We start from the raw sequence: 22494 nt of genomic DNA, 5'->3' as shown, positions 1-22494 counted from the left end.
CACACGCCGTCACGCAACAACCAAACGCACGCGCCACCTGACCCTTTCAAGCTAATCGCAACACGGGAACTAAGCGGGGACAATGTGGCGCAGCCAGTGCGGTGACCACCGATCGGGCAGCACCCCGCCGGCGCGGTTAGTCACCGAATCGATTTTGGCGTAGACCGTTTCGGCACGCATGGCCCGGAAACGCTGCCCGTGGGTGAGATTGACGAACACGAAGTGAGTGTCCAGGTCGGGCACGTCCAGATCGGCGCCCTGGTCGACCAGATGCCACACGTAGGCCGAATACAGCGCCTCCAGATCATCACCGATGTAGATGCGTCGGGCCAGTAGCGTCTTGCCGCGGGCCCCGCGCGGATGGTCTTGTCGGGAGGCCACGTCGATGAACGGTGTCCCGCCGGCGCCGATATGAAAATCGTGGTGGCGCAGCGACAACGCTTCACCCAGTCGCATCCCGGTCTCGGCGAGCACCGCGAACAACAGCCGGTCCCGCAGCCCTGAGGGCGGCCCCGACCAGTCCTGTCCGGCCTGGGTGGCGCAGCCGTCGAGAATCGCGGCCACTTGGGCGGGTAGTAGCACCGGAGTGGCGGACTTGTTGCCGCTGCGCACCGTGTAGATGGGCCGGTCCTTGGAGCGTCGTGCGCCTACTCCGGCCAGCATCGGGATATATCGTGACCGCGATCGCTTGCCGCGGCTGGTGAACAGCCGCTGATACGGGCCGGCCAGCCCATGGGCGTCCGCGTGGTAGCGGTAGAACGCCAGCACCGCCGCGGCCCGCAGCTGGGTGCTCGCCGGGGCCAGCCAAACCTCTGGTGCGCCGATCCGGGCGGTGCCCGGCAGGTCCCCGGTGCGCAGGTAGGCCAGAAACTGCCCGAACAGGCTCGTACTGATGTCCTGCCAGTCGGTGCCGGTGTGTTCTAGCACCGTCCACCACGCCGCCAGGCCGGCCGCATACGCCTTCACCGTGTTCGGTGAGGCCCCGTCATCGCGCAGGAACTGCAGGTATTGCTCGGCTGCCTCGATCGGCAGGTGATCGGGGCCCAGCACGGTGTAGGTGTCCGGGGCGCCGGTCAGCGCGATCCGTTGTGTCCGTGCCATCCCCGATCCGCCCCCGCAATTCCCTGTTAGGCCTGCCGGCGAGGCCGGCGCAGCGCCACCACCGTGTCCCCGCGGTCCAGGATCGCCTCCTCGTCGAGCACCGTCGAGACGGTGTCCGGGGCCGCGGCAACTTTCGCGGGGGCGCCGCGCTGGCCGGCGAGGATGTCGGCCAACAAGTCTGTGGGGTAGATCAGGTCGTGGGCGGCCAAGGCCTCCACGCTGACCGAGCCGTAGCATTCCTCCATCCACCGGCGCAGCAGCCGGGGCCGCTCCGGTGTGCGGGCATTCCAGCCCGGTTCGGTCTTGCCCCAGGTGTGCCCGGTCTCGGAGTTGATCCGCGTGTAGAGCTGGCGCTGCAACGTATCGGCGCGGACCTCATCGATCAGCTTCGACTCGCGAAGGTGAATGATCAACGCCCCCAACGAAATCCGCCACTTCACCTTCGCGTCGACCAGATCGCTGAGCGTGGGAACCGGCGGCACCTCTTTGGCGAGCACTTCGGTCGGGGCCAACAACTCCGAGGCGAACCGGGAGGCTTCGCGCTCCTGGTCATCGCTGACATCGCCATAGCGGTGCAACAACAAGTGCCCGATCTCGTGGGCGACTGTCCAGCGGGTGCGCTCCCAAGAATCCAACGCCCGCAACAACACCAACGGACGTTCTCGATACTCCCCGGTCCGCGCCGAGCACCCCAGATGCTTCTCGGTCAACAACCCGGCCGGCCCGTCCTCATCGGTGTCCCAGTCCACCACTCCGGTGGAACGTGAGTGCTTCATCCGCATCACCACCGGCACCCCGGCAGCTTCCAGCTCGTAGGTCAGCGACTTGATCGGCACCCCGGGCGCCACCCCCAGCCAGCGCCGGGCCTGGGCGGCCGCGGTCACCACATCGGTGCCCGCCGGCAACGGCTCCAGCAGCACCGGGGGCAGCTTGGCCACCGCATTGAGCTGCCCGAGCAGATCACCGACGACGTTGGCGAACACCGCCAGGTACTCCTTCTCGGTGACCGTGGTGGACTTGGGCGCCCGGAACAACAGATCCCGCGCCGTCACCCGCGATGCCGGTGCGGTCGTGAAAAATGCTGGCGGGAAACGCAACAACGCTGTCAGCCGATCGAAATCGGTGGACTCCAGTACCGCGGTCTCGGACTGCTCCAACCGCGTCTGGCGCGGAGAGCGCCACCCCAGATGCTCCATCACCGCGGTGCCTGACAGTCGTCGCAACACCCGGGCCTGGCGGACCCGTGTGCCGAACACCTCTACCGACGCCATCACCGACCACCTCGTCCCCACACGCGCCCGGCCGGTACCAGCTCATCGTCTACGCCTCGGCGTCCCCGGTCTCGGAAGCATTCCTGGGCAAGAACTGCTCGAAGTCCTCGCGCACGTCCTCGTCGTCCTCGGCCACGATCTGCCGCTCGGCAACGGTCTTCGGCCGAATCGCCAGCGGCAACGGCTCGAACCCCAAAATCCGCTCCTCGCTGGTATCCAGATCGGCGACCACCGCCAAGATGCCACCACCCACCGACAACCGGCCCGGGGTCTCCCACCAGTACACAACCAGCTCGTAATCGTCGCCGATCCCCGCCGGCCCGAACACCCGCTGATCCTCGGGCTCGCCGGCGTCGAGCGCCATCTGCTTGCCCGGCTTGGACTTCGGCATCGACTGCGGGGGTAGCGCACCGATATCGGCGGCCCGCTGCGGGCTGATGTGACGCACCCGCGCCCACGCCATCCCCGCATCCCCGATACGCACCGACGAACTCGGGCCCGTCGACATCCGCAACGTCGACCCCGGCCCGCACGAGGCGCCCTCTGGCGCCGCTGGCGGGGTCGGGGCCTTCGCGCTCTGCGCGTCGATGCCGTTCATCGCCAGCACATGACTGCGCACGTCCTGGCACAACGTCCCGCCCTGAATCTGCATCGGGTCGGGAAACACGCCGAACCACCGCGCCAGCGAGGCGTCGAATGCCACACCGATCTCGCCGAGCAGCCTCGCCAACGCGAGACGATGCAAGGCCACCAGCTGTCTCGCCAGTTCCACCGGAACCACCATGGCGGAAATACTGCACGGTTTTTCCTACACCCTTTCGGAGGCGCGCCGTGTGTCGGGTCAGCAATTCTGCGTTGCTTAGCATCCTGCAAGTATACATGTATAAATGGTTGTGAGCTGCACAAATCATGCGTGTCGCGCTGCTTTCTGGCCATGAAGAGCGTTGCGCGCATGCCGCTCCGCGTCCCGGCGGCTCGAATGGCCGCAGTCGGCCTGTGTGGGTCGAACGGTGTGTTCCTTCACTGTGGCCACAGTGAAGATAGTGACGCATGAGGTCTCGTCGCCCGGGGAGCTGGTGCACGTGTGTCGCGTTGGATGGCACGGCAGATGCGATCACCCGTGCGCCGAGGCCGACCTGCCACGTTCTCGATCCCGCTGGCGGCCCAGTGAATGGTACGGAAAGTGAATGGCAGGCAAACAGATCGGCGTTGCCGGATGTGGTGTGCCTGGTCGGCGCGGTAGCCGGGTCGAACACTGCGCGGCAGGCCTGCCCACCCTCTACCGTAGGCACCGGACAAGACCAGACCATCGGAAAAGGGGGGCCGGGTGTCCACGTCGCGCAAACCGCCGGTGCGTAAGGCGCCCGATGATGCCGCCCTGGCCTGGGAGCTGGCCGCCACCGCGCGCCCGTATCTCAGCAGAATCGACGCCGACCGCATCTACATCACCCTGGGCATCGGCGAGACGTTCGCCGCGATCGAGGCCCTGATCACCGCCATCGCATGTAACGACATTCCTCTCGACGACGAACTGATGGCCGCCACCGCCAGCTGGCTGGACTGCTACCACGGACAGAGCGCCGAACCACGCCTGCGACACCTTCTCACCAAGGTCATCGCGTCTGCGTCGCCACAAAACACGCCCGCCGCCCGCGAGCGAACCGGTCCTGGGCCGCACGCAGCGCCAGACCGGTACCGCCGATCCGGTTAGTCGTTAGCCTTCGTTAACCGCGCATCACCGCAAAGTCCTGGACGCCGGGACTAGCCTCGGAAACGGGATATGCCATCTGGCCGGTGTCGCGCCGGGCGACCCCCCTCGCGCGGCGCGACGCCACCCAACATGAGCATGACGATTATTCGACCGGAGTCCTAAACCCCAGGGGACATCGCCTGGCTCACCGGTGTTGATGACGTCGGTCTGGCGCGACCTGTGAGCTTTCACATCAAGGCGCTACCGCCGTGTCTCGGGGAACCGTTCGTAGATGCGGTTGATGTGCCCGTGGGCTTCGGCGAGTTCACGGCGTAGTAGTTGCTCTTGCGGTCCTGCGGGCGACCCCAAGCGGCGTTGCCGCTCGAACTTCTCGATCGCCCTCGTCGTATGAGTGATGTTCTCGTGCAACGCTGACAACAGTCGGAAGGCCTGCGCCAGGTCGGACTCGTCGTTGCTCATCTAACAGATCTTCACACTTCCCGAACCTCACGGGTTCGATAGCCACGATGTGAGGTGAACGGACGTCAATTCCTCGGTTGACGGCACCTGGCCGCCCAGGCATGCTATCGACATGCCGGAGGTCGATGAGCACGTCATGGTTGAAGAAGTCGAGCGTCGGCTCGCCGACAGCTACGCAGACATTCCAGCCGAGCGCATCAACTCCATCGTCCAGAGCGCCTACGCCCAGTTTGAACACAGCCGGATCCGGGACTTCGTTCCGCTGTTCGTCGAGCGCCGAGCCCGCGCCGAACTCGCCCGGAGCTGATCGGCGAATCGGACACTTGACAGCCACGGGCGTCATTGTGGCTGTCGCAGGTTGTTGCTGATCTGAAATAGATTTCGCCGCGTGCCGCGCGGTGCCAGTCGGCGGGCTTCCGGGCACGCGCGATGGCGAAGTACGGCCGCAGTCATAGCGCCACAGAGTAGCGGCGCCCAAGGCGTCGAGTCCTCGGCAGTGACAAAGCCACCCCAGCGTAGGGTCTAGCACTTCTGGTTCTCCGCGACAGCAATCGCCAACCCGCGTCCTACACATGTGCAGGACAATCCGGCGCCCGATTAGACCAGGTACACATGTAACACTCGTCCTGAACAGTCGGATAGCTCAGCTAGGCCCCCTTTGTTACAGATAAGCCGTGCGCGGCGCCAGCCGCCAGAGCGCCGCTCAGCCGCCGATATCCTTGCCTTGCAGGAGGAGCCAAGACCGCATGCCGACACCACATCCGCCGCGCTGGCCAAAACGCACAGGCCGCGACACCCGCCGCACGCCCAGCTCTCTCGATCTCGACTGGCCATATCGCGATCGCCACATGACCACCGCATTCAATGCCGCCCCTGCCGGCATGATCGACACATCGCTGTTACCGCCGGCGCTAGCCGCTAAGCACCGCGACCTCAACCGCGCCGGAGCACTCGCTGCGGTCCCGAACTGGCGGCGTACCGTCGGCGCCACGGCCGGCCTCGCAACGCTCGGGGCGTGGTTATCGGCACCGCCGGCCGCCGCGATGCTCATCGCCGGCCCCTCCGCGCTGCTGATCAGCGCGCTCACCGCCGCACTGCTGGCGTGTTCGGTGGTCGCCACAGCGACAGTCCGCCGCCACCCGAGAGGGGCCTACACCCGCACCGAACGCCGCCACCTCGACGCCGCCCGCGTGCAATGGCCGACCAGCCGCGCAGATCTCACCCGCCATCCGAACGCCGCCCGCCTCCTCCACGACTGGGACAGCCGCCTAGCCAGCGATCGCCGCGTGTCGGACGGCGACGCTGCCTTGGTGTGGGCTGAACCCAACCTCGTCGCCGTCGCTGTACTCATCGCCGACTCCATACGCGACACCACAACTTGGACCTGCACCCAGATAGATACCCACCGCGCCCGCATCGACATTGACGCGGCGGTGCACCAGATCGCGCTATCCGCCTACCGCTGCTGGCGCGCCCACGCGACCAACACCACGACGGCCGACGCAGCCGAAAGTACGTGGCACGAACTGGTCGACCTCATCGACACGCTGAGCGACTACTGCAAGGCCCTGCGCAATATCGATCACCTGTTGATGTGCAAGGCGCTGCTAGACGTCGACGGTGAGGACGCTCTTGTTATGGTCGAGCTCGGAATCGACCAGCTGGCAGCAGTCCCCTTCGACCGCAACGAGATCCGCGCGGATCTCGACACGCAGATTCACACCGCACTCGATCGCCTGGCCCGCACTCAGCGCTGACGATCGTGGCCCCCAAGAAAACGGTCAGCTCGCGGCTCGTTCCGATACCCTATCGGTGACCGCCAGTGGTCGATCGCAGAGCGAGCAGATCCAGATGCTCCACTCATCGTCGAAGTACCGAAACTCCGAACACGTTCCATCGCAGAGCAGGTCGTCTGCCTTTGCGCTCACTGTGTTCTCTGAGTCTCCGATAAATAGTGCGCTGGAACGGATTTGATATCTTCGTCAGGTCGATGCGGGGTAGTAGGCATAACCCGCGCGCTCGGCGTTCTGAGCGGAAATCTGAGGGTTGTAAATCCAGCCAGCGACTTCGCTGAAGCAGTAGCCGAAGTGGCGAGGGCAGAGGTCTTCGCGCTGGTAGTAGCGCCAGCCCTCGGCGCAAGCGGCAGTCCGTGCCTCCCTAACTGACCGTGCCTGCCCTGTGTCGAAAACCTCGCCACAGGAGTTGCACGTCAGCGTCACGAATCGGTATGCCGTCATTCCTGCCCTACGTCAGGCTGCGCCTACTTCGCCGAGGTCGAGTGGCACCCGGTTGCGATGGCTGATCTCAACCCATGAGCCTCGCTCGACGAGAAGCTGGTCAATCCCGGCCTCGCTCAGGCTGCGGTCACCGGCATTCCAGGCGTTGACTTTCGCGCCGATCTGCAACTCGGTCAGCAAGTCCTGACACGCTTCGTCGGGCATGTACTTGTCCCAGCCCTGGCCGATCAGGTTGCACGGGCCGCGCACACCCTCTTGCGCGTCGAGGATCGTATAGCAGACCTCGCCCTTCGGCTTGAACTCGGCCTGGCGGGTGAGGATCGCGAATCGCCCGTCGGCACAGCGCACATCCCACCATCGGGGTCCGTCACCCAGCAGCTTCACACGCGAACCTAACGGGCGGCAATTCGGTCATACTCGTACTCCTGTCGACTACTGATCACGATGCGAATTCTTAAGGCGGCGTTGTCGACGGTGCATGCCGCCGTCAGGCAGCCGTGTCCACCGGCTCGGCCGCCAGACGGAACTGCTTGAGCGCTTCCGCGCCGGCATCGGTTATCGCGTTGATCTTGCGGTGGTGCAGTTTGTTGTGCACTCGGCCGACAGCGCGGACGCTCTCGCGGTGCTCGTAGATCCGCTTGAGAATGTCCGCGGTCTCCTCGATGGAACGTTCCTGAATCGCCGGAACCCCTGGGTTCTGCTCGTGGGCCACGGCGGCGATCGCCTCCCAACGCACGGGAACACCTGCCAACAGCTCCTGCAGCTGCTCCGCTTCAGCCGGTTGCCTTTTCACGCGACGCGGCCGCGACAACGTCAACAGCGACAGTGTGGAACCGACGATAGACAAGTCGATGATGATCGGATAGAAGCCAGTCCAGTGGCGCATACCCATCATCTCCACAAGCTCTCGGAGGTTGTAGAAGCACAGCAAGAACGCGGTCAGACCCACCAGTATGGTGACGGTGAGGGTGACGCCGAAATCCCATCCCAGTCGGCGTGCCCGTATCAGCAGCGCGACGAGATGCGTTGAGCCGAGCAAGAATATGGGTGGGCACAGCGCCAGAAACACCGCCCAAATCTGAAAGGCGAGCGGCTTTCCTTCGTTGATCAGATAGGAGTGCGCACCATTTCCGAGGATAGACACCGCACTGGCGAAGATCAGCCAGCCCCACGCGAATTTCTTCGCCACCTCCCGCGCAGCGGCTAGCTCCGCGGCTTCAGTTTGCGTCTCGTCGTCCTGGGGCGTGTCAGCGTCCTGCTGGTTGCCGATCGGGCGCCGCCGCTGCTCGGCGTAATCGGTGTCCACCGCGGGGGACACCGCGGGCCTTGCAGGCTCTCTCTCCGCGACGGCCTGGCTGGACAGGCGCGTCTGGGTGTGTTCCGATCCGTTGCGCGTGGGCGCCTCGTCGAGAATTGTCATTGAGCGCGTTCTCCATTTCGACCGCAGCTGATGAATCCGGTTGGCGCGCAAGTCAACCACTGCGCCATACGGGCCAATGCGTCGAATGGTAGCAGCTGAATGCCGATCGCATATGCATCCTTGATGCGCGCCGCGCTCTCGGCGCACATTGTGCGCTCCCTGTCCGTATAGCCTTGACGCCATCAACCCTTTTCGGTAGCATTACCACTTGACAATATCAAGGGTTGTTCACCGGGTCCCGTTCCTCATCATCCGCTACCCGCAACATCCAACTAGGAGTCGACGCGATGACATACCAAGCGATTTCTGCCTCACTCCCCGGCCCGGTCGCTGTTGTCGGCTACGTGCGAGGCTTCCCCCGCCACCCTCAGCCCGGTACAGCGGTCACGCCATTCGACACGGCCCCCGACGGAGCCGAACCTGCCAACGCCGAATTGAAGTACGCGCTGGTGGCGGTGCAGTGGGCAACCCAGTACACCACCATCGACCTCGAAACTGGCGAAACCACAAGCGAATACCGCTCGGGCGAATTCGGCACACCCACAGGCACGACGTGGTATCTCGCCCCCGTGGACGTCGACGACAGCACGAACCGCTACCAGTTGGCGGGCCGCTTCGCCGCCAGCTCCCGCTGGGCGGCGCTGCCGCACATGATCGAGGTTCCCGACGCCCCCGCCGAGGTCTGTATCCACGACCACCCGCTCTAACGCGCCCGCACCACCCGCCAGGACCGTCGGAACGCGACGGACCTTGTGTCGGTCGGTCTGCGCAAGATGTTGTCATGACGAATCGTGATCGGCCGTTTAGCGAAGATGTCGCGCAAGCTCTTGATCTATTGGGCCAGTTTCATAGGTTGCGGATGGCCTTTGACGCAGAACTGGAGCAGGAACGGCGTGATCGCCGACGGCCTGATACGCAGGCGCCGTCGGCGAGCACGCCGTCGTGGATAACCGCGGCAGCGCGTAGCGATGAGCTGAACGGCATCGTGAGTTCCTACGAGGAGCTGTGGTATCGGATCCATGCGGTGGCACCTGCACTCGGCGGCGCGCTGCCCCTGCCGTGGCTGATGAGGACCGGGAGGCGCCTACCGGGCTTGGCTGAGCGGCTACGCCGGCGACGGGCCGGCGGGTGGTTCGTACACCCGAGAGATGATTGACCGACGACGACGGCTGCCCAGGAGACTCTGTACCGCACAGCAGCAGCGTTCAGCCGGGCGCAGCCGCGCGTGGCGGTCACCAGTTAGCCGGGCGCGCCTCGCCGACGCCGAGGGGGCAGTGACCGGTTGTGGGCGGCGCGCTGCCGCGCTTGCGCGGGAATGTCGCGGGTGGCCGGGTTGAGGTCCAGACCGGACAGCGTGGCGTCCAGCTCGGCTGGCGACAGCTCGCCGCGGCGGAACTCGTCGACGGCCAGCGTTAGGGTCTCGATCACTTCGCGGGCGCGCGGGGGGAAGTCAGCGTAATAGGCCGAGGCCCATGCCAGCGGTCCGGCCGCTTCACGTTCGATGCGTGCCAGCGCGCTGTCCACGCCGTGGATGTACGTTCGGGCGCGGGTGGCGGACTTACCGGTGAGCCCACCAGCCAGCGCCTGTTGGGCTTGCTCACGGTCAGCGCTTAGCATCTCGATGGTCGTTCGCCGCCACCGCGGGTCAAAACTGATCATTTGCCATAGCACCTGCCATGCGGCCCGGTAGCGGCGGTCTTCGCTGCGCGGCTCCAGGTGTGCACGTACTACGGCGTTGCCTGTCGGGGTGGTGAGGTTGTCGGCGCACCACCTCGCAGTCACCCGCTGTGGCAGGTCGACGTCGGCAGGCTCCCAGGGCGGGCCAGCCGTGGATGCGTCGCTGTCACCGGTTGTGCCAGACATGCCCATGACGGTAGCTGGCTGGTCCCGCAATTGCGGATGGTCCCCGGCCTGGCTGTGCTCGGGTTGCAACCGCTGCCGAGTCTTGTGAGGTGCGGGGGCTTGCATCTGCTGAATGGGGCTCATGCGTCGCTGTCGTCGCTGACGTCGCTGTCGTCGCTGACGTCGCTGCCGTCGCTGACGAAGAACCGTTTAGGACCCTGCATCGGCCGGGCCGCAATCTCGTGCACTAGCTGGCTCGGGGCCTGCTGCATGCGCTGACCTAGCTGACTGAGGACCTGCTGCTGCATGGGCTGTGCTAGTTGGGTCGGGGCCTGCTGCATGCGCTGAGCCGGCGCCCACTGGTGTTCTGCGTCTGCGGCCATGGTGCTCCCTTTCTCGCCGCGGTTGAATCGTTTCCCCTCTACCGTTGCACGCTCATTGATGCGGGGTCCATGTCTCCCAGTGTGTCGTAGGTGAAGATGGGTTGTGGCCGGAAGTACGGGGAGAGCGGATCGAGGTCAGGGCGTTCGTCGGCGAGTTCCCATGGTGCGGTGACGATTTGGTCCCATTGGGTGATGTCATAGGGGCTCGGTAAGTCGAACGTGACGCGCGGATATAGCGACTTCTGGGGCAGGAGCTCGGCGAGTATAGCCAAGTCCTTTGGTTTGCGGGCCTTGATCGGGTCGGGTGTGTAGTAGGCCTGAAACTCGCGCGCCTTCAATCGACTGTCGGCGTCTTTCACCAGTCCCCGGCCGGGTACGTCGGGAAACGATGAGCCGATGTCGTAGTTGCCCCAGTAGGTATTTGACATCGGGCCTTCCATGTTGCCGACCTGAAATTTCTTGCCCGAGTTGAAGATGATGTTGGTGTTGATGAAGTCGGCGGAGGGCTTCTGCAGCATTGTCACGATGTGGATGCGGAACTCACGGCACATGATGATCAGCTGGTCCATCTCACCGAGAACCGGCGGTTGGCTCGGGTCGCCCTGGCCCTTGAATCGCGGCCACACGTTCTTGACCATCTGCATCGCGAAATCGGCGTATTCATCCATGATGAACAGGATGGGCACGTCATCGCTAATGACGCTGCTGGCGCCACTTTGGGCGCGGCGGCGGTTGAGGATCTCGACGACGTAGTAGATGGTCTTGATGTTCGAGTAGACGCCGTTGGTGACCACGTGCACGTTAGGCCAGTCCAGAAAGCCGCGGAAACTCTTGGCCAGCTTGAAATCTGCGATGATCACACACCAGCCCAGCGCTGCGGCCTGGGCGATCAGTGTGTGCGCCCACGATGTTTTACCTTTGCCGGAGGCGCCGCAGGTGTTGCAGTGCGGGGTGCCCTCGGCAACAGGACTCCAGATGACCGGAGACCCGTCACCGTAGACGCCAAGCACGAATTCGGCCTTGGGATATAAGTCGATCGCCTCCTCGCGGCTCTGCACAAAGTGTTTGATCGGCTTGGCGTACATGATGGGCTCAAACGCAGACCGCACCGCCTCCAGTTCGGCGTCTGCCAGCTTCCAGTCGAACATCCATGACCCTGACGGCACCGGGACCCGTTCGCGCAGCACGGTTTCCACACCGGAGCGCTTCTGCGCTGTCTTGGCGAACGCGTTGCCGTTGCTGTACCCCACTACATAGCTTTCAACGGCAGTGTTGTCCGCGGTGAGATCGCACTTCTTGAGCCGATAGCCGTCGCCGAAGCAGTCACGATCCGACAGCACATCCTTGAGATGCTTCAGCGGCGGCGGGTCGTTGACGACCACTGCCCGCCGGCAGGTCAGAACAGTGCCTTTCGTGGCGATCGACCATTGCCCGCCGACGGTTTCGTTGATGACCGCCTTGATGTTTGGAACAACCTTGGCAGGCGACGTTTTTGCGGGAAGCCCGATCTTGATCTCCACGACGTCGGCGGGGAGGTGGCCGCCGTCCCACTGGATGAGCAGCGAGCGGCCCTCCCATCCGGGAATCACTTCGTTGAGCCGGGCTGCCAGCAGCAGCCGCAGCGACCGGCGGTGGTAGTTGCGCGCTCCGACATGTTCACTGAGCCACCATGCCGCCGCGCCGGGGGCGACCGCCAGCAGCAGCCACACGACGGGAACGAACAGATACGCCACGGCGGTGGTGATGAACCCGCCGACGAACGCCAGCACCAGGTAGGGCACGAACCGCGAGACGGGCACGTTATGTCGAGACGCGTTGACCACTACCGCGACGACGCCGGCCGCGGCGACGATGAGAGCGATGACGCCGGGGCTCATCGTGACCACCCGTGGCGCGTGACCTTGGCAGCGGCATGATCGCGCGTGCAGGAGTCGGTCGCGATCGCCAGCGCTGCACCAGCAGTGATCGCCGTTCCGATGAGAGCGCTCATTGTTGCCGATCCTCCTGTGGGGCACTGTGTTCTGGCTGGCTGTCCTGTGTGATGCTCAGCGCGCTGGCGTTGGTGGGGATGGGCCAAAGTTGCACTCGTGCAGGTGTGCAGCAGCTGCCGGTGGTGAGCATGGCTTGCTCGCTGACGGCGACACCGAAGTGTGCGGCGCCGGCTGTGGTGAAGTCGTAGAGCACGATGTCGCCGGGCCGGATCTGCGTAATTGGCCAGTAGTCGAGGTAGAACTGGCGCGGATCGGCCTGTGTGGCGTCGGGGTCAACGGCACGCAGCAGGCCCAGCGCGTCGGTCACCGCACCTTCCAGGCCGGCCAGGTTCGCCGGCACTCTCCGGGCCGGTGCGGCATCGATTGCTGGTGTTGACGGTTCTGTCTTCGTCGCGCGACTAACGACGGCCGCGCAGGCACGGGCATAGTTGCCGCTTGGCTGGTATTGCGCTGGCGCAGCGTTGGTTTGGTCGGCAGGCAGCGGTGGCAGAGTATGAGCGCCGACAGGCAGCGGCGACACCGGCGGGTTACGCGCCCAGCGGTTGAGTTCATCGACCGGCAGGGTGCGCCAGTTGTCGATCGTGTTCAGCGACGTGACGAAGTCGTAGGCTTGCGCACCGAGCAGCGGTGGAGGCGGCGGGGCGGTCGTGGTGGTCTCGACTGTGGGGTCTTCGGCGCCTGCCGTGGTGGTGGTGGTGGTGATGGGCGCGGCGGCGACCAGCTCGGCGTCTGCGCCGCCGAACTCCGCAACGGTGGATTCCGGCTGCGGCGCGACACCGAGCACGGTGCGGCACGCCGCCACGATGTTGGTGACGTCGGTGGCAGCTTGTGGGCCACCCAGGAAAGCCATGAACGTAGCGGGAATCAGAAAGACCGCGGCCACCGCGATCGCCAGGACCTTGATCATTGCCGGCCCTTACGGAAATTGCGTGCGGCGTTACGCGCGGTGTTGATCGCGCCGGATCGGCGCAATGCCTGGTTCACTCCGGAGCGCGCCGGGCCTGCGGGTGGAGGTGCCGACCGTCCGTCACTGCCCCCGGCGGGCTGGACCGGTCCTGCTGAGCTGACCGGACTCTGTGGGGCGGCAACCGCGACAGCCGACGGCGATTCGGCGACGCTGGAGCTGCGGGCACCGGAGCTAGTGCGCAGCGGGGCCGGCCGGCTCGGCGGACGCACCGACGAGGTCCCGGCGGCGGCTGGGACGGACACCGATTCCGCGGCGCGGGTTTGTGCTCGGCGTTGACTGCTGCGCCGGGCAAGCTCGCGTGCGCTGCCAACGGCTCCCCCACCAGACCCGCCGTAGTTGACCGACTGCGCGCCGCCACCTCGACCGGACCCAGCCACACCGATCCCGCTACCGCGGCCGCTGCCGCCCTGGTGCACCGTGCGGTAGTGGTGCGCGGTGCGCAGCACCTCATGGGCGAATGCGTTCATCACTTGGGTGGGGATCGCGATTTCTGGGGCGACCGCACCGGCGCCGGCCTTGGCCGCAGCGCTCTTGGTCGCCACCCGAGCGATCTGGCGCCGGGTCCGGATCCCGTCAGCGGCGTAATGCGCCGCCGACAGCGCGGCATGCCGTGCAACTGCCGGCGCGCGTGATGGCTGGCCGTACATTCCCGGGCTGCCCGCCGGCAGAATCGCCCGTCCCGCAGCGTCTTTCCACCCACGCATGTTGGCCCCGGCGTAGCGCACGCCGCCGATCGCGAACCCGACCACGAGCAGTGTGATCAGCATGCCGACGTCTGAGGACGGCACCACTGTGCCGAGGATTCCGACCAGGGCCGCGGTTATGAACAGGATCAGCAGGTACCCGCCGAACACGAGTGCCGCGGTGAATCCGTCGATCACGTTCCGAATGAGGAACCGCTGCCCGACAGGTGTGCCGACAGCGATGAGACCCGGTTTGATGAACGCGGCGTGGATTAGCGCACCGACGGCGGTCGAGCCCATCTTCACCACGGCCATCGCGATGAGCACCGCAACCACGACCATGAACAGCGGGTACAGGATGCTTTCTGTGAGCGCCCCCGCAGGGTTCATCGCGTGGGCGTGCATCCTTGCACCCAGGTCACCTCCAGGACAGACCAGGGGGGCGTCCTTCATTTTGTCGGCGTCGCCGGCGCGGATCTTGTCGTCCCAGGCCCACCCGCACCCCAGCGAGTCGAGGTCCTGCCCGTACTGCCAGCGCTGGGTGGGTTTGCGCACGTATTCGTCGATGAGGCCGGCACTTGGGCTTACGGCGGCCGGGTGCCCGGTGACCGCGGTGCCGGTCTCGGCGGCGATATCGCGGCCCATCTTGAGTAGGTGCGCGGCCTCTCCGACGGGCAACACCATCAACACACCGATGCCAATGGCCACGATGGTCAATGCGACGTGATGCCAGGCTCTGTTGGCCTGGTTACGCAGCGCGTACACGGTGATGGTGATCAGCATGGTCGCGGTTACCACCCAGTAGATGAACTGCTCGCCGAACTGGTCGCTGATGCTGGTCGAGACGTTCTCGGCCACGCCGACGATTGGGGTGATCCAGTCCATTTTCTGGAAGAGGTTGAATACGGTGAACACCAGCCACCACCCGGCGATCCAGACGCCGAACATGATCGCGGCGAATCCGGCGGGAAAGGTGGTGTCGGGTGTGGCCGCTACGCCGAAAACACCTGCGCCGTAGTTGAATCCGAACAGGTAATCACCGATAGGGATGCCGTGTGAATCGGCCGGGGTGACACCGTCGCCGGTGTCGGCCATCGCCGCCGGCGCCGCGGCAACGGTCGCGACGGTCAGCGCCGCCAGCATCGCGACAGCGCTGCCGCCCAGCCTTTTCGCCGTTGCGATCATGCCGCCTGGTCTTTGCGCTTGCGCTGGTCGCGCTCTCGGCGGCTCATCGGTTTGGTGTTGATCGCTTCGCGCACCGTTTCATCGGCGGGCAGCAGGAATTGCACCTCGGTGACCTGGCTGACACCGGCTCCGTCGCCCTCGATGTCGTCGTCGTCGTTGATCATGGACATGAAGAACCGCCCGTTCTTCATCGCCATCACTTCGGCGATCGTGTCCTCAGTGATCGGCATCGATTGGAACCAGCCAAGATTGGCGATTGCCAGCTCTCTGTCCTCGGCCTTGCCGAGGAACTTGATGGTGATCAGCTTGTAGATGTCATCGGCCAGGTCGATGGCCGCTGCGTGGGTCATGAAGACCGGGATCAGATCGTGCTTGCGGGAGTCGCGCATCCGCGGCTCCATCAGCTCGTGACCCACGGGGGTTCTCGTGACGGTCCATGCCTCGTCGATGAACAGCCACGCCGTTCCGCCGCGCTGCTCGAACGCCGCCGACAGGAACGCCGCCACAAGCGGATAGATGGCCAGCGCGTAGCGCTCCTCGGGCTGCAGCTTTTTGTAAAGATGTTCGTTGAACACCTTCTGAGCCCCGGGCAGTGCGAACCCGTGGGTGCGAAACACCGTCCCTTGAGCTGTCAGCTTCAGTGCCGGCAGGTCCTCGTCGAACACGGCCGCCGCGAACGGGCGATAGGCCCACGCTGCGATTTTGCGTCCGACGAGCACCGCCGCCCGATCCGGTTGGGCCTTGAGGTAGCGTGACAAGGCCATCATCGAGCCAATGCCGTTGGCCGACAGACCCTCTGGATTCAGCGCCTCGGCCAGCGCCAGCTCCTGCTCATCGTCGGCGAGGTTGAGCAGTTCCATCAGCAGCGCATAGGCGCGCAGCGACGCGCGTTGCGGATCGTGCGCCCACACCCGCAGCGGATCCATCGTCCCCGGTGGGGCGGCGACGTCGATCACCTGAACCTCGCCGGCGGGCAGCGCCTCGGTGAACTTCACCCACTCACCGGTGCGCCGCGGCGGGGACACGCTGACCTCGATGTTGCTGCGGTCGATCGCTCCCCACGACTGGCGTCGACCGTGCGCGAGGTAGGCCAAAGTCTTTCCTGCAGCAGACTTTCCGCCTCCGGGGCTGGAGATGAAGGCCATGCTTGCTGACCGGTTGGATTGCAGCACCTTTTCGGCGGCCACCCGCACGAACTCGCGCAGGCCCGACGTGAGGTTTCGCGCCCAGATGGGGCCTGTGGCGTGTCCGATCGACGCGGTGGTGAAGGGGATGAACTCGGCGAACTCGTCGATGGTGGTTTCATCGGCTAGGCGATCGAGCACGGGGCTGCGCGGGGCGCCGGGTTGCATGGCCGCCCACAGCTGCTCCTGCTGGCCTGGCTGAGGCGCCCGGAACTTGATATTCATCCGCGAAAAGGTGGTCTTGAGCGATTCGATCAGATCCGCTACCTCTTTAGGCGTCTGGCCGCCGATCGCGATGAAGATCGTGAACGTGACGCTGTGGGCGTCGGGGTCTGCAGATAGTTTCTCCGAATAGATTTGCAGCAGCTGTTCCTCGCGGCTGAACGCCTTGACCTGCGAATTGAGGTGTTCTGTTTCTTTCTGGTTGTCGGTGATGATGGTGTCGGCCTTTTTGTTCTCCTCCTCCACCACGCCCCGGTCTTTCGGACTGCACCGAATCACGACGTCTATGGGCGCTTCCAGATGCGCGAACAGCGAGAACATGTCGGTGTCGGGCCAGTCGACAATGTCGGGCAGCTTCGCGGTGAGTATTGCCTGATACGCATGCCGGTTTCCGGTCGATACTTTCAGCACCGGCGACAGGTCACCGCCTGCGAAGCTGAACCGGCCCCGCAGCGAAACGTCGCTGCGCGCTCCGTCATCGAACTCCAGATCAGGCAACGTTTCGGGAATGTCGGTGCGACCGGCGGTGGGCACCAGCTCAGCTCCGCGCATGCAGTGCCCGTAAAGCGCCCAGTACATCTGTGCGGGGGTGGCCGGCACGAGGTGCCAGGTGAACGGCAGGCGCGCGATGATTTCGTCGCGGCGTGCCGCGGCACGCGCCTCGTCGTCGCCGACGTAGATGGCCACGGTGAACACCATTCGGCTCGGCCACACTGACGGGTCCTGCTTCGCCTTAGCCACGAGTTCGTCGAGTGTGCCGACGGTGGCGTGGACGTACATGCCGATCTGCTCCATGTCCTCGCCGGTGGGGTCATCGTCGGTGAAGGAATCTTCGAGCAGTTCGTCGTAGGGGATCGGTTCTTTGCTGATGCCGATGTGGTGGCCATGGCGCAGCAGGACCCGGAACAGCAGCTTGTGTTCCTCCAGCACTTCCAGACTGCGTTGCTCGGTCACCCGGCCGTTGGGCAGCGGGTGGGGCACCCGGTACTCGGCCCAGAACTTGCCGCCGACGTCGCGGATGTTGCCGTCCACGATGCGGGTGGTGGCCAGCAGCGGATGCTTTTTGACCTGCGGGGTGGCGGGGTGAAACGGGTTCGGCCCGCCCAGGTGCGTTGGGCGCGCCAAGATCATGTCGACGCGCGACGTCAGCCAGTCTTGCGGGGAGGCGTCGTCGGGCATCCGGCGCAGCCGGCGGATGATGCGCACACCGGTGTAGAGCACGACGCCGGCCCCGAGAATCCCGACCCCCAGCCCGGTGACCTTGCCGAGGGTGAATCCGACGGCCAGGATCGAGCACGCCAGAAAGACCGCGACCGCGGCGACGGGTAGGTCGCGGTCGGCGCGGAAGGGGCCACCGAACAGGGGCTCACCGCGTCCGGTCGTGCCGACGAGCCGCGCCACACGCCGGATTGCTGTGTAGATGTGCATCGGCTCAGAACAGCGATTGCCACACGTTCATAATCAGGCTGCCGAACTGATTCCAGGCGCCCGGAATGAGCATGATCGCGCCCAGCGCCCACCAGGAGGTGATTCGCTTCCAGCCGCTGATGTTGATGTCGTCATTGCCATTGTTGGCCGCGTGTACGGCGAATCCACCTTTGAGCATGCAGAACACCCCAGCGGCCATTAATCCGAGGTTCAGAATCGACATCAGGAGGTCTTGCGCTTGGTTCACGGTTTATACACCTCCGTGCAATTTCTGGAATGTTGCTGTGACGCTGAAGGGCCACATTCGCGCCGTTTTCGTACACGGCGACAGCGAAAGCCACTTTCCGTCATGCCGGGGACATTACGTCCGTTAGCCGACCTGGGCCACTCACCCTTAGCACGCTGCGATTAACAGGCTTCGCAGCCGTGGCGGGACCGCTCGCTGCCCGCCGGTTGTTACGGGCCGGCCGTCACCGCCGGCGTATCGCCCTTGGTCTCGGTGACCAGTGGGTGCGCGGCGATATCCGACACCACCCATCGGCCCGCGGTCGCAGTGAGGGTGACGGTGTAGGACAGCTGGTCGGTCGAGGTTTTCGTCGCCCACACAGTGACCCCGGCGGTGATGGTTCCCTCGGGTTGCTGGGGAATCTGCGAACCGGCGTAGGCCTGCACGAGTTGCGCGCGGGTATACGGCGGCGCGGAAAACGCCGGCACGGTGGCGGTGTCGGCGACCCGCCCCAGATCTCCGCGCCCGGTCAGCCAGGCGTCGAAGAAGTCGCGCAACGTCACCGCGATCGCTTCATCCTTCGAGGTCACGTCGATCGGGGCCGCGGCCTTGACCGCCACCGCCGGCCCCGCAGACACCCCGGGGACCACCCCGGGCAGCTGCAGAACTCGAGGACCGCTGGGGAAAACCTGCACCGGCACCTGCCACGACTCCTGGCCGTCGGCAGTGATGGTGCTCAACGTCACCCACCACGAATCATCCTTGCTCGCTGGTGGTTCCGCGCTGGCGAACGACGCCAGCACGGTGCGCCGCGGCAGCGGGATCCCCTGCTGGCCCTCCGGCGGTTTGATCAGCTCGCCGTAGATCGCGCTCAGTTTGGCCGAATCCGCCGGCGTGGCGGTCACAAACGACAGGATCGCCACCGCCCCGTAATCGGTCACCTGCTGGCGCTCCGTCTGGTCGGCCTGCCCATCGGTGGGTGCTGAGCGCACGCAGCCGGCGAACACCGCAAGCAGAATCAACGGCCAAGCCACAAACCACACGTAGCGCTGATAATTCTGCGCAATTGCTGTGCGCGCGATTTCCGATCGCCACAACATAAGGCCGGATGCTAACAGTTATTCGGCGACGCTGATTTCAATGATTTCGCTCACTTCAAAATGCCGTTCGGCCGCACCGACCCATGGGAACTGATCGGCGGCCAGTTCACCCACCAGCGTCCGCACACCGCTGAAATCGCCGCTCTGCGCCGCCTCCACGACCCGCGCCACAGATACGCCATCCACCGTGATTTCGGTCGCCCAGAGCTGATCGGTCTTGTACCGCTCCCCCTTGCTGATCAGCGTGGCCACCATGGCGACGAAGAACCGCAAACTTTCCGGCACCACCTCAGGCAGCGGGCCGCCACGCTCGCGCCAGCGCACCACCGCCCGCTCGGACATGCCTTGTTGGCGAGCGAACTTGGCGATACCTCCGGCCGCATCGATGGCGGCCTGGCGGCCCAGCTTCTCCGCGTCGACGCCACGGGGCACCGTCCCGGCCGCTGCGTGGCGGCGCAGTGTGCGCTCCGATGGCCGACGACCGGTCTGGCGTTCGATGCGCCGCGCCAACTCCTCGCGAGCACGCCGGTCGGCTTCCCGGCGGCGCTGCCGCTCGGTGGCGGCCTCCCACCGCCGGCCCCGCAGCTCGCGCAGCTTGCGGCGAGCCAGCGCCCACATGCCGGCCGCCGCGCCGCGCCGGCCGCCGGTCAAGTCCTCGGCCGTGCGCGCCGCCGGCGCCGGCGGTGCCGGTGGCGGGATCGGCGGTGGCGGCGGTTCGGGCGTGCTGCGTCGCTGCCGGATTTTCCTCATGACTTCGCCGGCGGCAGCTCGACGGTCTTGATGCGGTACTTGCCGTTGTTCTCCGACGGCTCCTCCAGCACCGTCAGGTCGGCGTCGGGCGGCAGCCAGTAGCTCCAGGCGTCGACATCGGCAGCAACCGGATACCAGCCGTGCGTGTCGACGATGTGACGCGCGTAGGTCATGGCGCGAAAGCGGGTGTCGGCCTGGATCGCCGCATACCAGGCGGGCTGATGGTGGTGGTACTGCTGGGGTGACCACTTCGACGACTGCATGCGCCCCAGATACGCCTTGTACATCGCCTTGAGCATGTCCTCACGGTCTTTGCGGCCCTCGGCGATGGCCGCTTTCAGCCGCACCCGGATCGCTTCGGCCCACGACCGCAGCAGCCGCGCCTGATGCGGCCACACCCAGGCCGCGTCGATCGCCAGCTCGGCCGGGGTCAGGCCTGCACCGCCTTGGTCGACGGGGCTCATCAGGTGCTGAGCTCCGCGCGTGGTCGTCCAAAACGTGCGCTGCTCATCGGTGGCCATGTAACCGACTGGCAGCGGCAGCCGCTGATCCAGGCCGTCGATCGTGTTGGCCGGCGGCGTCGTCACACGCCACAGCGCGAACGGGGGCTCTTGGGTGTTCAGCACATCCGGGTCGGGATTGTCGACACGGCTGGGCTCCCCGTAGCCGAAGTTCAGCTTGATCGCCGATGCCAGATATGCCGCGCGTTGGTCGACCTCGACCTTGAGTGTGTCCCCGCGCGCCTTGTGCGCCCCGAGTCTGCCCTCATGTAGGTCGGGGTCCAGATCTGTCTGCGCGGCAACGATTTCGCCGGGCCAGGGGCACCCCTTGACCCCTTTGATCGAGCTGCGGCGGCGAACCACGTCGGCGAACGCAGCGCCCACAGTGCTCCATCGCGACGCCGGCGCCAAACCCTCACCCAGGCTTGCCACCCAGGCGATGCGTTCAGCCAGGATCGGCACGGCCTGGTCCTCGTCTTCGGGCAGCTCGGTCTCGGTATCCTCGATGCCCGCGACGCCCATATCTTTGGATCGGGCTTCGGAGGGATCCAGGGGCAGCCACGGCACAAACACCAGCTGCACCGATCGATTGGCCACCGAGGCGCCCTCGGCGCCGCCGGCGTCGTCGCCGGGTCCCCACCGGCACGTGAAGAATCCCGATTGTGACCAGCTGACTTTGCAGCCGAAGATGTCGGCCACCAGCTCTGCGACAGTGCCCGGGTCAGCGTCTTCGACGGGGATGCCGATGCGTTCCATGGCTTCGGCGGTGAACCACATCTGCGGCAATGCGCTGGGTTTCTTGCGCCAGTGCCAGGCCACGAACCGCGGCACGTTCTGCGGTGCCGGAAGCGGCCCGGTCAGCACCCACCCTGATGGTGTGGTGATTCCGCGTGAGGTCACGATGACGACGCGCTCGTCGGCCGCGCCCGGGGCCTCCCACTGGCGGGTGCCTTTCGGGAAGTTCGGCTTGCCCTGGTCGTCGCGGTCTGCTTCACCGGTGGTGACAGCCGTCGGCGTGGCCGGCTGTGCCTGGTTCTGGTCGCTCTCGGCGGCGGGCTGATCAGTTACCTGCGAGTCTGCGGTCTCGGGTCCTTGGGCGTCCGTACCGAGAATCTTGGTCGCCATTTTCTGGTCTTGCCAAGCGGTGATCTGCGAGTCCAGCCAGCCTCGGGTGAATGCGCCGCCGCTGTCCTCGTCGCCGATGACCACTGCGGGCGCCGGGAACGGGGTCTCTTTGTCTTCGGGCAGCGTCGCGCGGCCCAGCTGGGCCAGGACCTGCTGGCGTGACAGCGCTCGCAGCGGGGCAGGCCCGCTGACCGACCCCGTGGTGGCGTAGTGGTCCAGCAGCGCGATCAGGTCACCCACGTCGTCGGCGTCCTGATCGATGCGGTATGTGCCCTGTGGGGTTGTGACCAGGTACTCCATGCTTGCCGTCCCTCTGTTGCTGGTCTGTCGGTCAGGGCGCGGGGGCGCCGTCGGCGGAGGCGCCCGGTGGGCGCGGCATCTGGTCGGCCAGGACCGCCGGCAGCCGGCCCGCGCGCCAGCGGCGGCGCAGCGATTCCACGGCGCTGGCCGAGCGGCCCAGTGTTTCGGCGACTTCGGGAACGCTGCGGCGCACATCGAGTGCGAGGCGGGCGTCGGCGATCGTCCAGCGGCGGCCGTGCTCGGCGCCGTCGGCAGTTCTGCGGGTCCGTCGCTGGTGGTACTCGCGCAGTTGGCGGCGCCGCCGCTCAGCCGACGACTCCGGATCAGGGATGTCCCACGCAGCATCGGAGCGCTCCGATTCCGTCATGCGTACCCCTTTGCAGAAACCCTATTGTCACAGGCCGGACTC

The 22494-nt window shown here is 65.7% G+C and carries 20 protein-coding genes and 1 pseudogene; 4 read left to right on the top strand and 17 right to left on the bottom strand.

Going from position 1 to position 22494, the window contains the following annotated elements:
* Positions 1-84: 84 nt before the first annotated feature.
* The 3 genes and pseudogenes from RMCN_RS03995 to RMCN_RS03985 form a co-directional block, all read right to left on the bottom strand.
* Positions 85-1101: pseudogene (locus tag RMCN_RS03995) on the bottom strand (tyrosine-type recombinase/integrase); the annotation flags it as partial.
* 26 nt (positions 1102-1127) lie between these two features.
* A complete protein-coding gene (locus RMCN_RS03990) occupies positions 1128-2372 on the bottom strand; it encodes an ImmA/IrrE family metallo-endopeptidase (RefSeq protein ID WP_062656018.1) in 1245 nt (414 codons plus the stop codon).
* A gap of 49 nt (positions 2373-2421) precedes the next feature.
* On the bottom strand, positions 2422-3156 hold the full coding sequence (locus tag RMCN_RS03985; RefSeq protein ID WP_016343889.1) for a hypothetical protein: 735 nt from the start codon (positions 3154-3156) through the stop codon (positions 2422-2424).
* A 543-nt stretch (positions 3157-3699) separates the two neighbouring features.
* On the opposite strand from RMCN_RS03985, the gene RMCN_RS03980 reads away from it, so the two are divergent.
* Positions 3700-4083: a hypothetical protein gene (locus RMCN_RS03980; protein ID WP_016343885.1), complete on the top strand. Its 384-nt coding sequence runs from the start codon at positions 3700-3702 to the stop codon at positions 4081-4083.
* A gap of 240 nt (positions 4084-4323) precedes the next feature.
* Here RMCN_RS03980 and RMCN_RS03975 read toward each other — a convergent pair whose 3' ends face one another.
* Positions 4324-4542 (bottom strand): hypothetical protein, encoded by a 219-nt coding sequence (locus tag RMCN_RS03975; protein ID WP_024452057.1) that lies wholly within the window; start codon positions 4540-4542, stop codon positions 4324-4326.
* Between the two features lie 112 nt (positions 4543-4654).
* On the opposite strand from RMCN_RS03975, the gene RMCN_RS03970 reads away from it, so the two are divergent.
* A complete protein-coding gene (locus RMCN_RS03970; protein ID WP_016343884.1) occupies positions 4655-4849 on the top strand; it encodes a three-helix bundle dimerization domain-containing protein in 195 nt (64 codons plus the stop codon).
* A gap of 541 nt (positions 4850-5390) precedes the next feature.
* The gene (locus RMCN_RS03965) at positions 5391-6299 is read left to right on the top strand and encodes a hypothetical protein (protein ID WP_067387455.1); all 909 of its coding nucleotides are present in this window, start codon (positions 5391-5393) and stop codon (positions 6297-6299) included.
* A 492-nt stretch (positions 6300-6791) separates the two neighbouring features.
* Here the strand turns inward: RMCN_RS03965 and RMCN_RS03960 are convergent, their stop codons facing one another.
* Together RMCN_RS03960 and RMCN_RS03955 are read right to left on the bottom strand one after the other, a co-directional pair.
* Positions 6792-7163, bottom strand: coding sequence for a hypothetical protein (locus tag RMCN_RS03960; protein ID WP_067387454.1), 372 nt, complete (start codon positions 7161-7163; stop codon positions 6792-6794).
* 103 nt (positions 7164-7266) lie between these two features.
* Positions 7267-8199 carry a DUF2637 domain-containing protein gene (locus RMCN_RS03955; RefSeq protein WP_067387453.1) on the bottom strand — a complete coding sequence of 311 codons (933 nt, stop codon included), beginning with the start codon at positions 8197-8199 and terminating at the stop codon, positions 7267-7269.
* Between the two features lie 287 nt (positions 8200-8486).
* Here RMCN_RS03955 and RMCN_RS03950 point away from each other — a divergent pair, with 287 nt between their 5' ends.
* Entirely contained in the window at positions 8487-8906 is a 420-nt protein-coding gene (locus RMCN_RS03950; protein WP_067387452.1) for a hypothetical protein, read from the top strand.
* 532 nt (positions 8907-9438) lie between these two features.
* On the opposite strand, the gene RMCN_RS03945 is transcribed toward RMCN_RS03950, so the two are convergent.
* The 11 genes from RMCN_RS03945 to RMCN_RS03895 all read right to left on the bottom strand — a co-directional run bounded on the left by RMCN_RS03945 (position 9439) and on the right by RMCN_RS03895 (position 22452).
* On the bottom strand, positions 9439-10062 hold the full coding sequence (locus RMCN_RS03945; RefSeq protein WP_131808507.1) for a hypothetical protein: 624 nt from the start codon (positions 10060-10062) through the stop codon (positions 9439-9441).
* A 119-nt stretch (positions 10063-10181) separates the two neighbouring features.
* Positions 10182-10424 carry a hypothetical protein gene (locus RMCN_RS03940; RefSeq protein ID WP_067387450.1) on the bottom strand — a complete coding sequence of 81 codons (243 nt, stop codon included), beginning with the start codon at positions 10422-10424 and terminating at the stop codon, positions 10182-10184.
* 38 nt (positions 10425-10462) lie between these two features.
* Positions 10463-12193, bottom strand: coding sequence for a P-loop NTPase family protein (locus RMCN_RS03935; RefSeq protein ID WP_131808506.1), 1731 nt, complete (start codon positions 12191-12193; stop codon positions 10463-10465).
* 217 nt (positions 12194-12410) lie between these two features.
* On the bottom strand, positions 12411-13322 hold the full coding sequence (locus tag RMCN_RS03930; RefSeq protein ID WP_067387447.1) for a hypothetical protein: 912 nt from the start codon (positions 13320-13322) through the stop codon (positions 12411-12413).
* The gene (locus RMCN_RS03925; protein ID WP_067387446.1) at positions 13319-15250 is read right to left on the bottom strand and encodes a hypothetical protein; all 1932 of its coding nucleotides are present in this window, start codon (positions 15248-15250) and stop codon (positions 13319-13321) included. Before RMCN_RS03925 ends, RMCN_RS03930 begins: the two co-directional genes overlap by 4 nt.
* On the bottom strand, positions 15247-18084 hold the full coding sequence (locus RMCN_RS03920) for an ATP-binding protein (RefSeq protein WP_067387445.1): 2838 nt from the start codon (positions 18082-18084) through the stop codon (positions 15247-15249). The genes RMCN_RS03925 and RMCN_RS03920 overlap by 4 nt, the downstream gene beginning before the upstream one ends.
* Positions 18085-18088: 4 nt before the next feature.
* Positions 18089-18331: a hypothetical protein gene (locus tag RMCN_RS03915; protein ID WP_131808505.1), complete on the bottom strand. Its 243-nt coding sequence runs from the start codon at positions 18329-18331 to the stop codon at positions 18089-18091.
* A gap of 209 nt (positions 18332-18540) precedes the next feature.
* The gene (locus RMCN_RS03910; RefSeq protein WP_131808504.1) at positions 18541-19344 is read right to left on the bottom strand and encodes a hypothetical protein; all 804 of its coding nucleotides are present in this window, start codon (positions 19342-19344) and stop codon (positions 18541-18543) included.
* 84 nt (positions 19345-19428) lie between these two features.
* Positions 19429-20160, bottom strand: a complete 732-nt coding sequence (locus RMCN_RS03905) for a hypothetical protein (protein WP_067387441.1) — start codon at positions 20158-20160, stop codon at positions 19429-19431.
* The gene (locus RMCN_RS03900) at positions 20157-22085 is read right to left on the bottom strand and encodes a hypothetical protein (RefSeq protein ID WP_067387440.1); all 1929 of its coding nucleotides are present in this window, start codon (positions 22083-22085) and stop codon (positions 20157-20159) included. The genes RMCN_RS03905 and RMCN_RS03900 overlap by 4 nt, the downstream gene beginning before the upstream one ends.
* Before the next feature lie 31 nt (positions 22086-22116).
* A complete protein-coding gene (locus RMCN_RS03895; protein WP_110765747.1) occupies positions 22117-22452 on the bottom strand; it encodes a helix-turn-helix domain-containing protein in 336 nt (111 codons plus the stop codon).
* Between the last annotated feature and the right edge of the window lie 42 nt (positions 22453-22494).

This window comes from Mycolicibacterium novocastrense, from assembly GCF_001570485.1.
Taxonomy (GTDB): Bacteria; Actinomycetota; Actinomycetes; order Mycobacteriales; family Mycobacteriaceae; genus Mycobacterium; species Mycobacterium novocastrense.
Note: the sequence above shows the minus strand (reverse complement) of the source record. Positions and strands in the feature narration are given on the sequence as shown.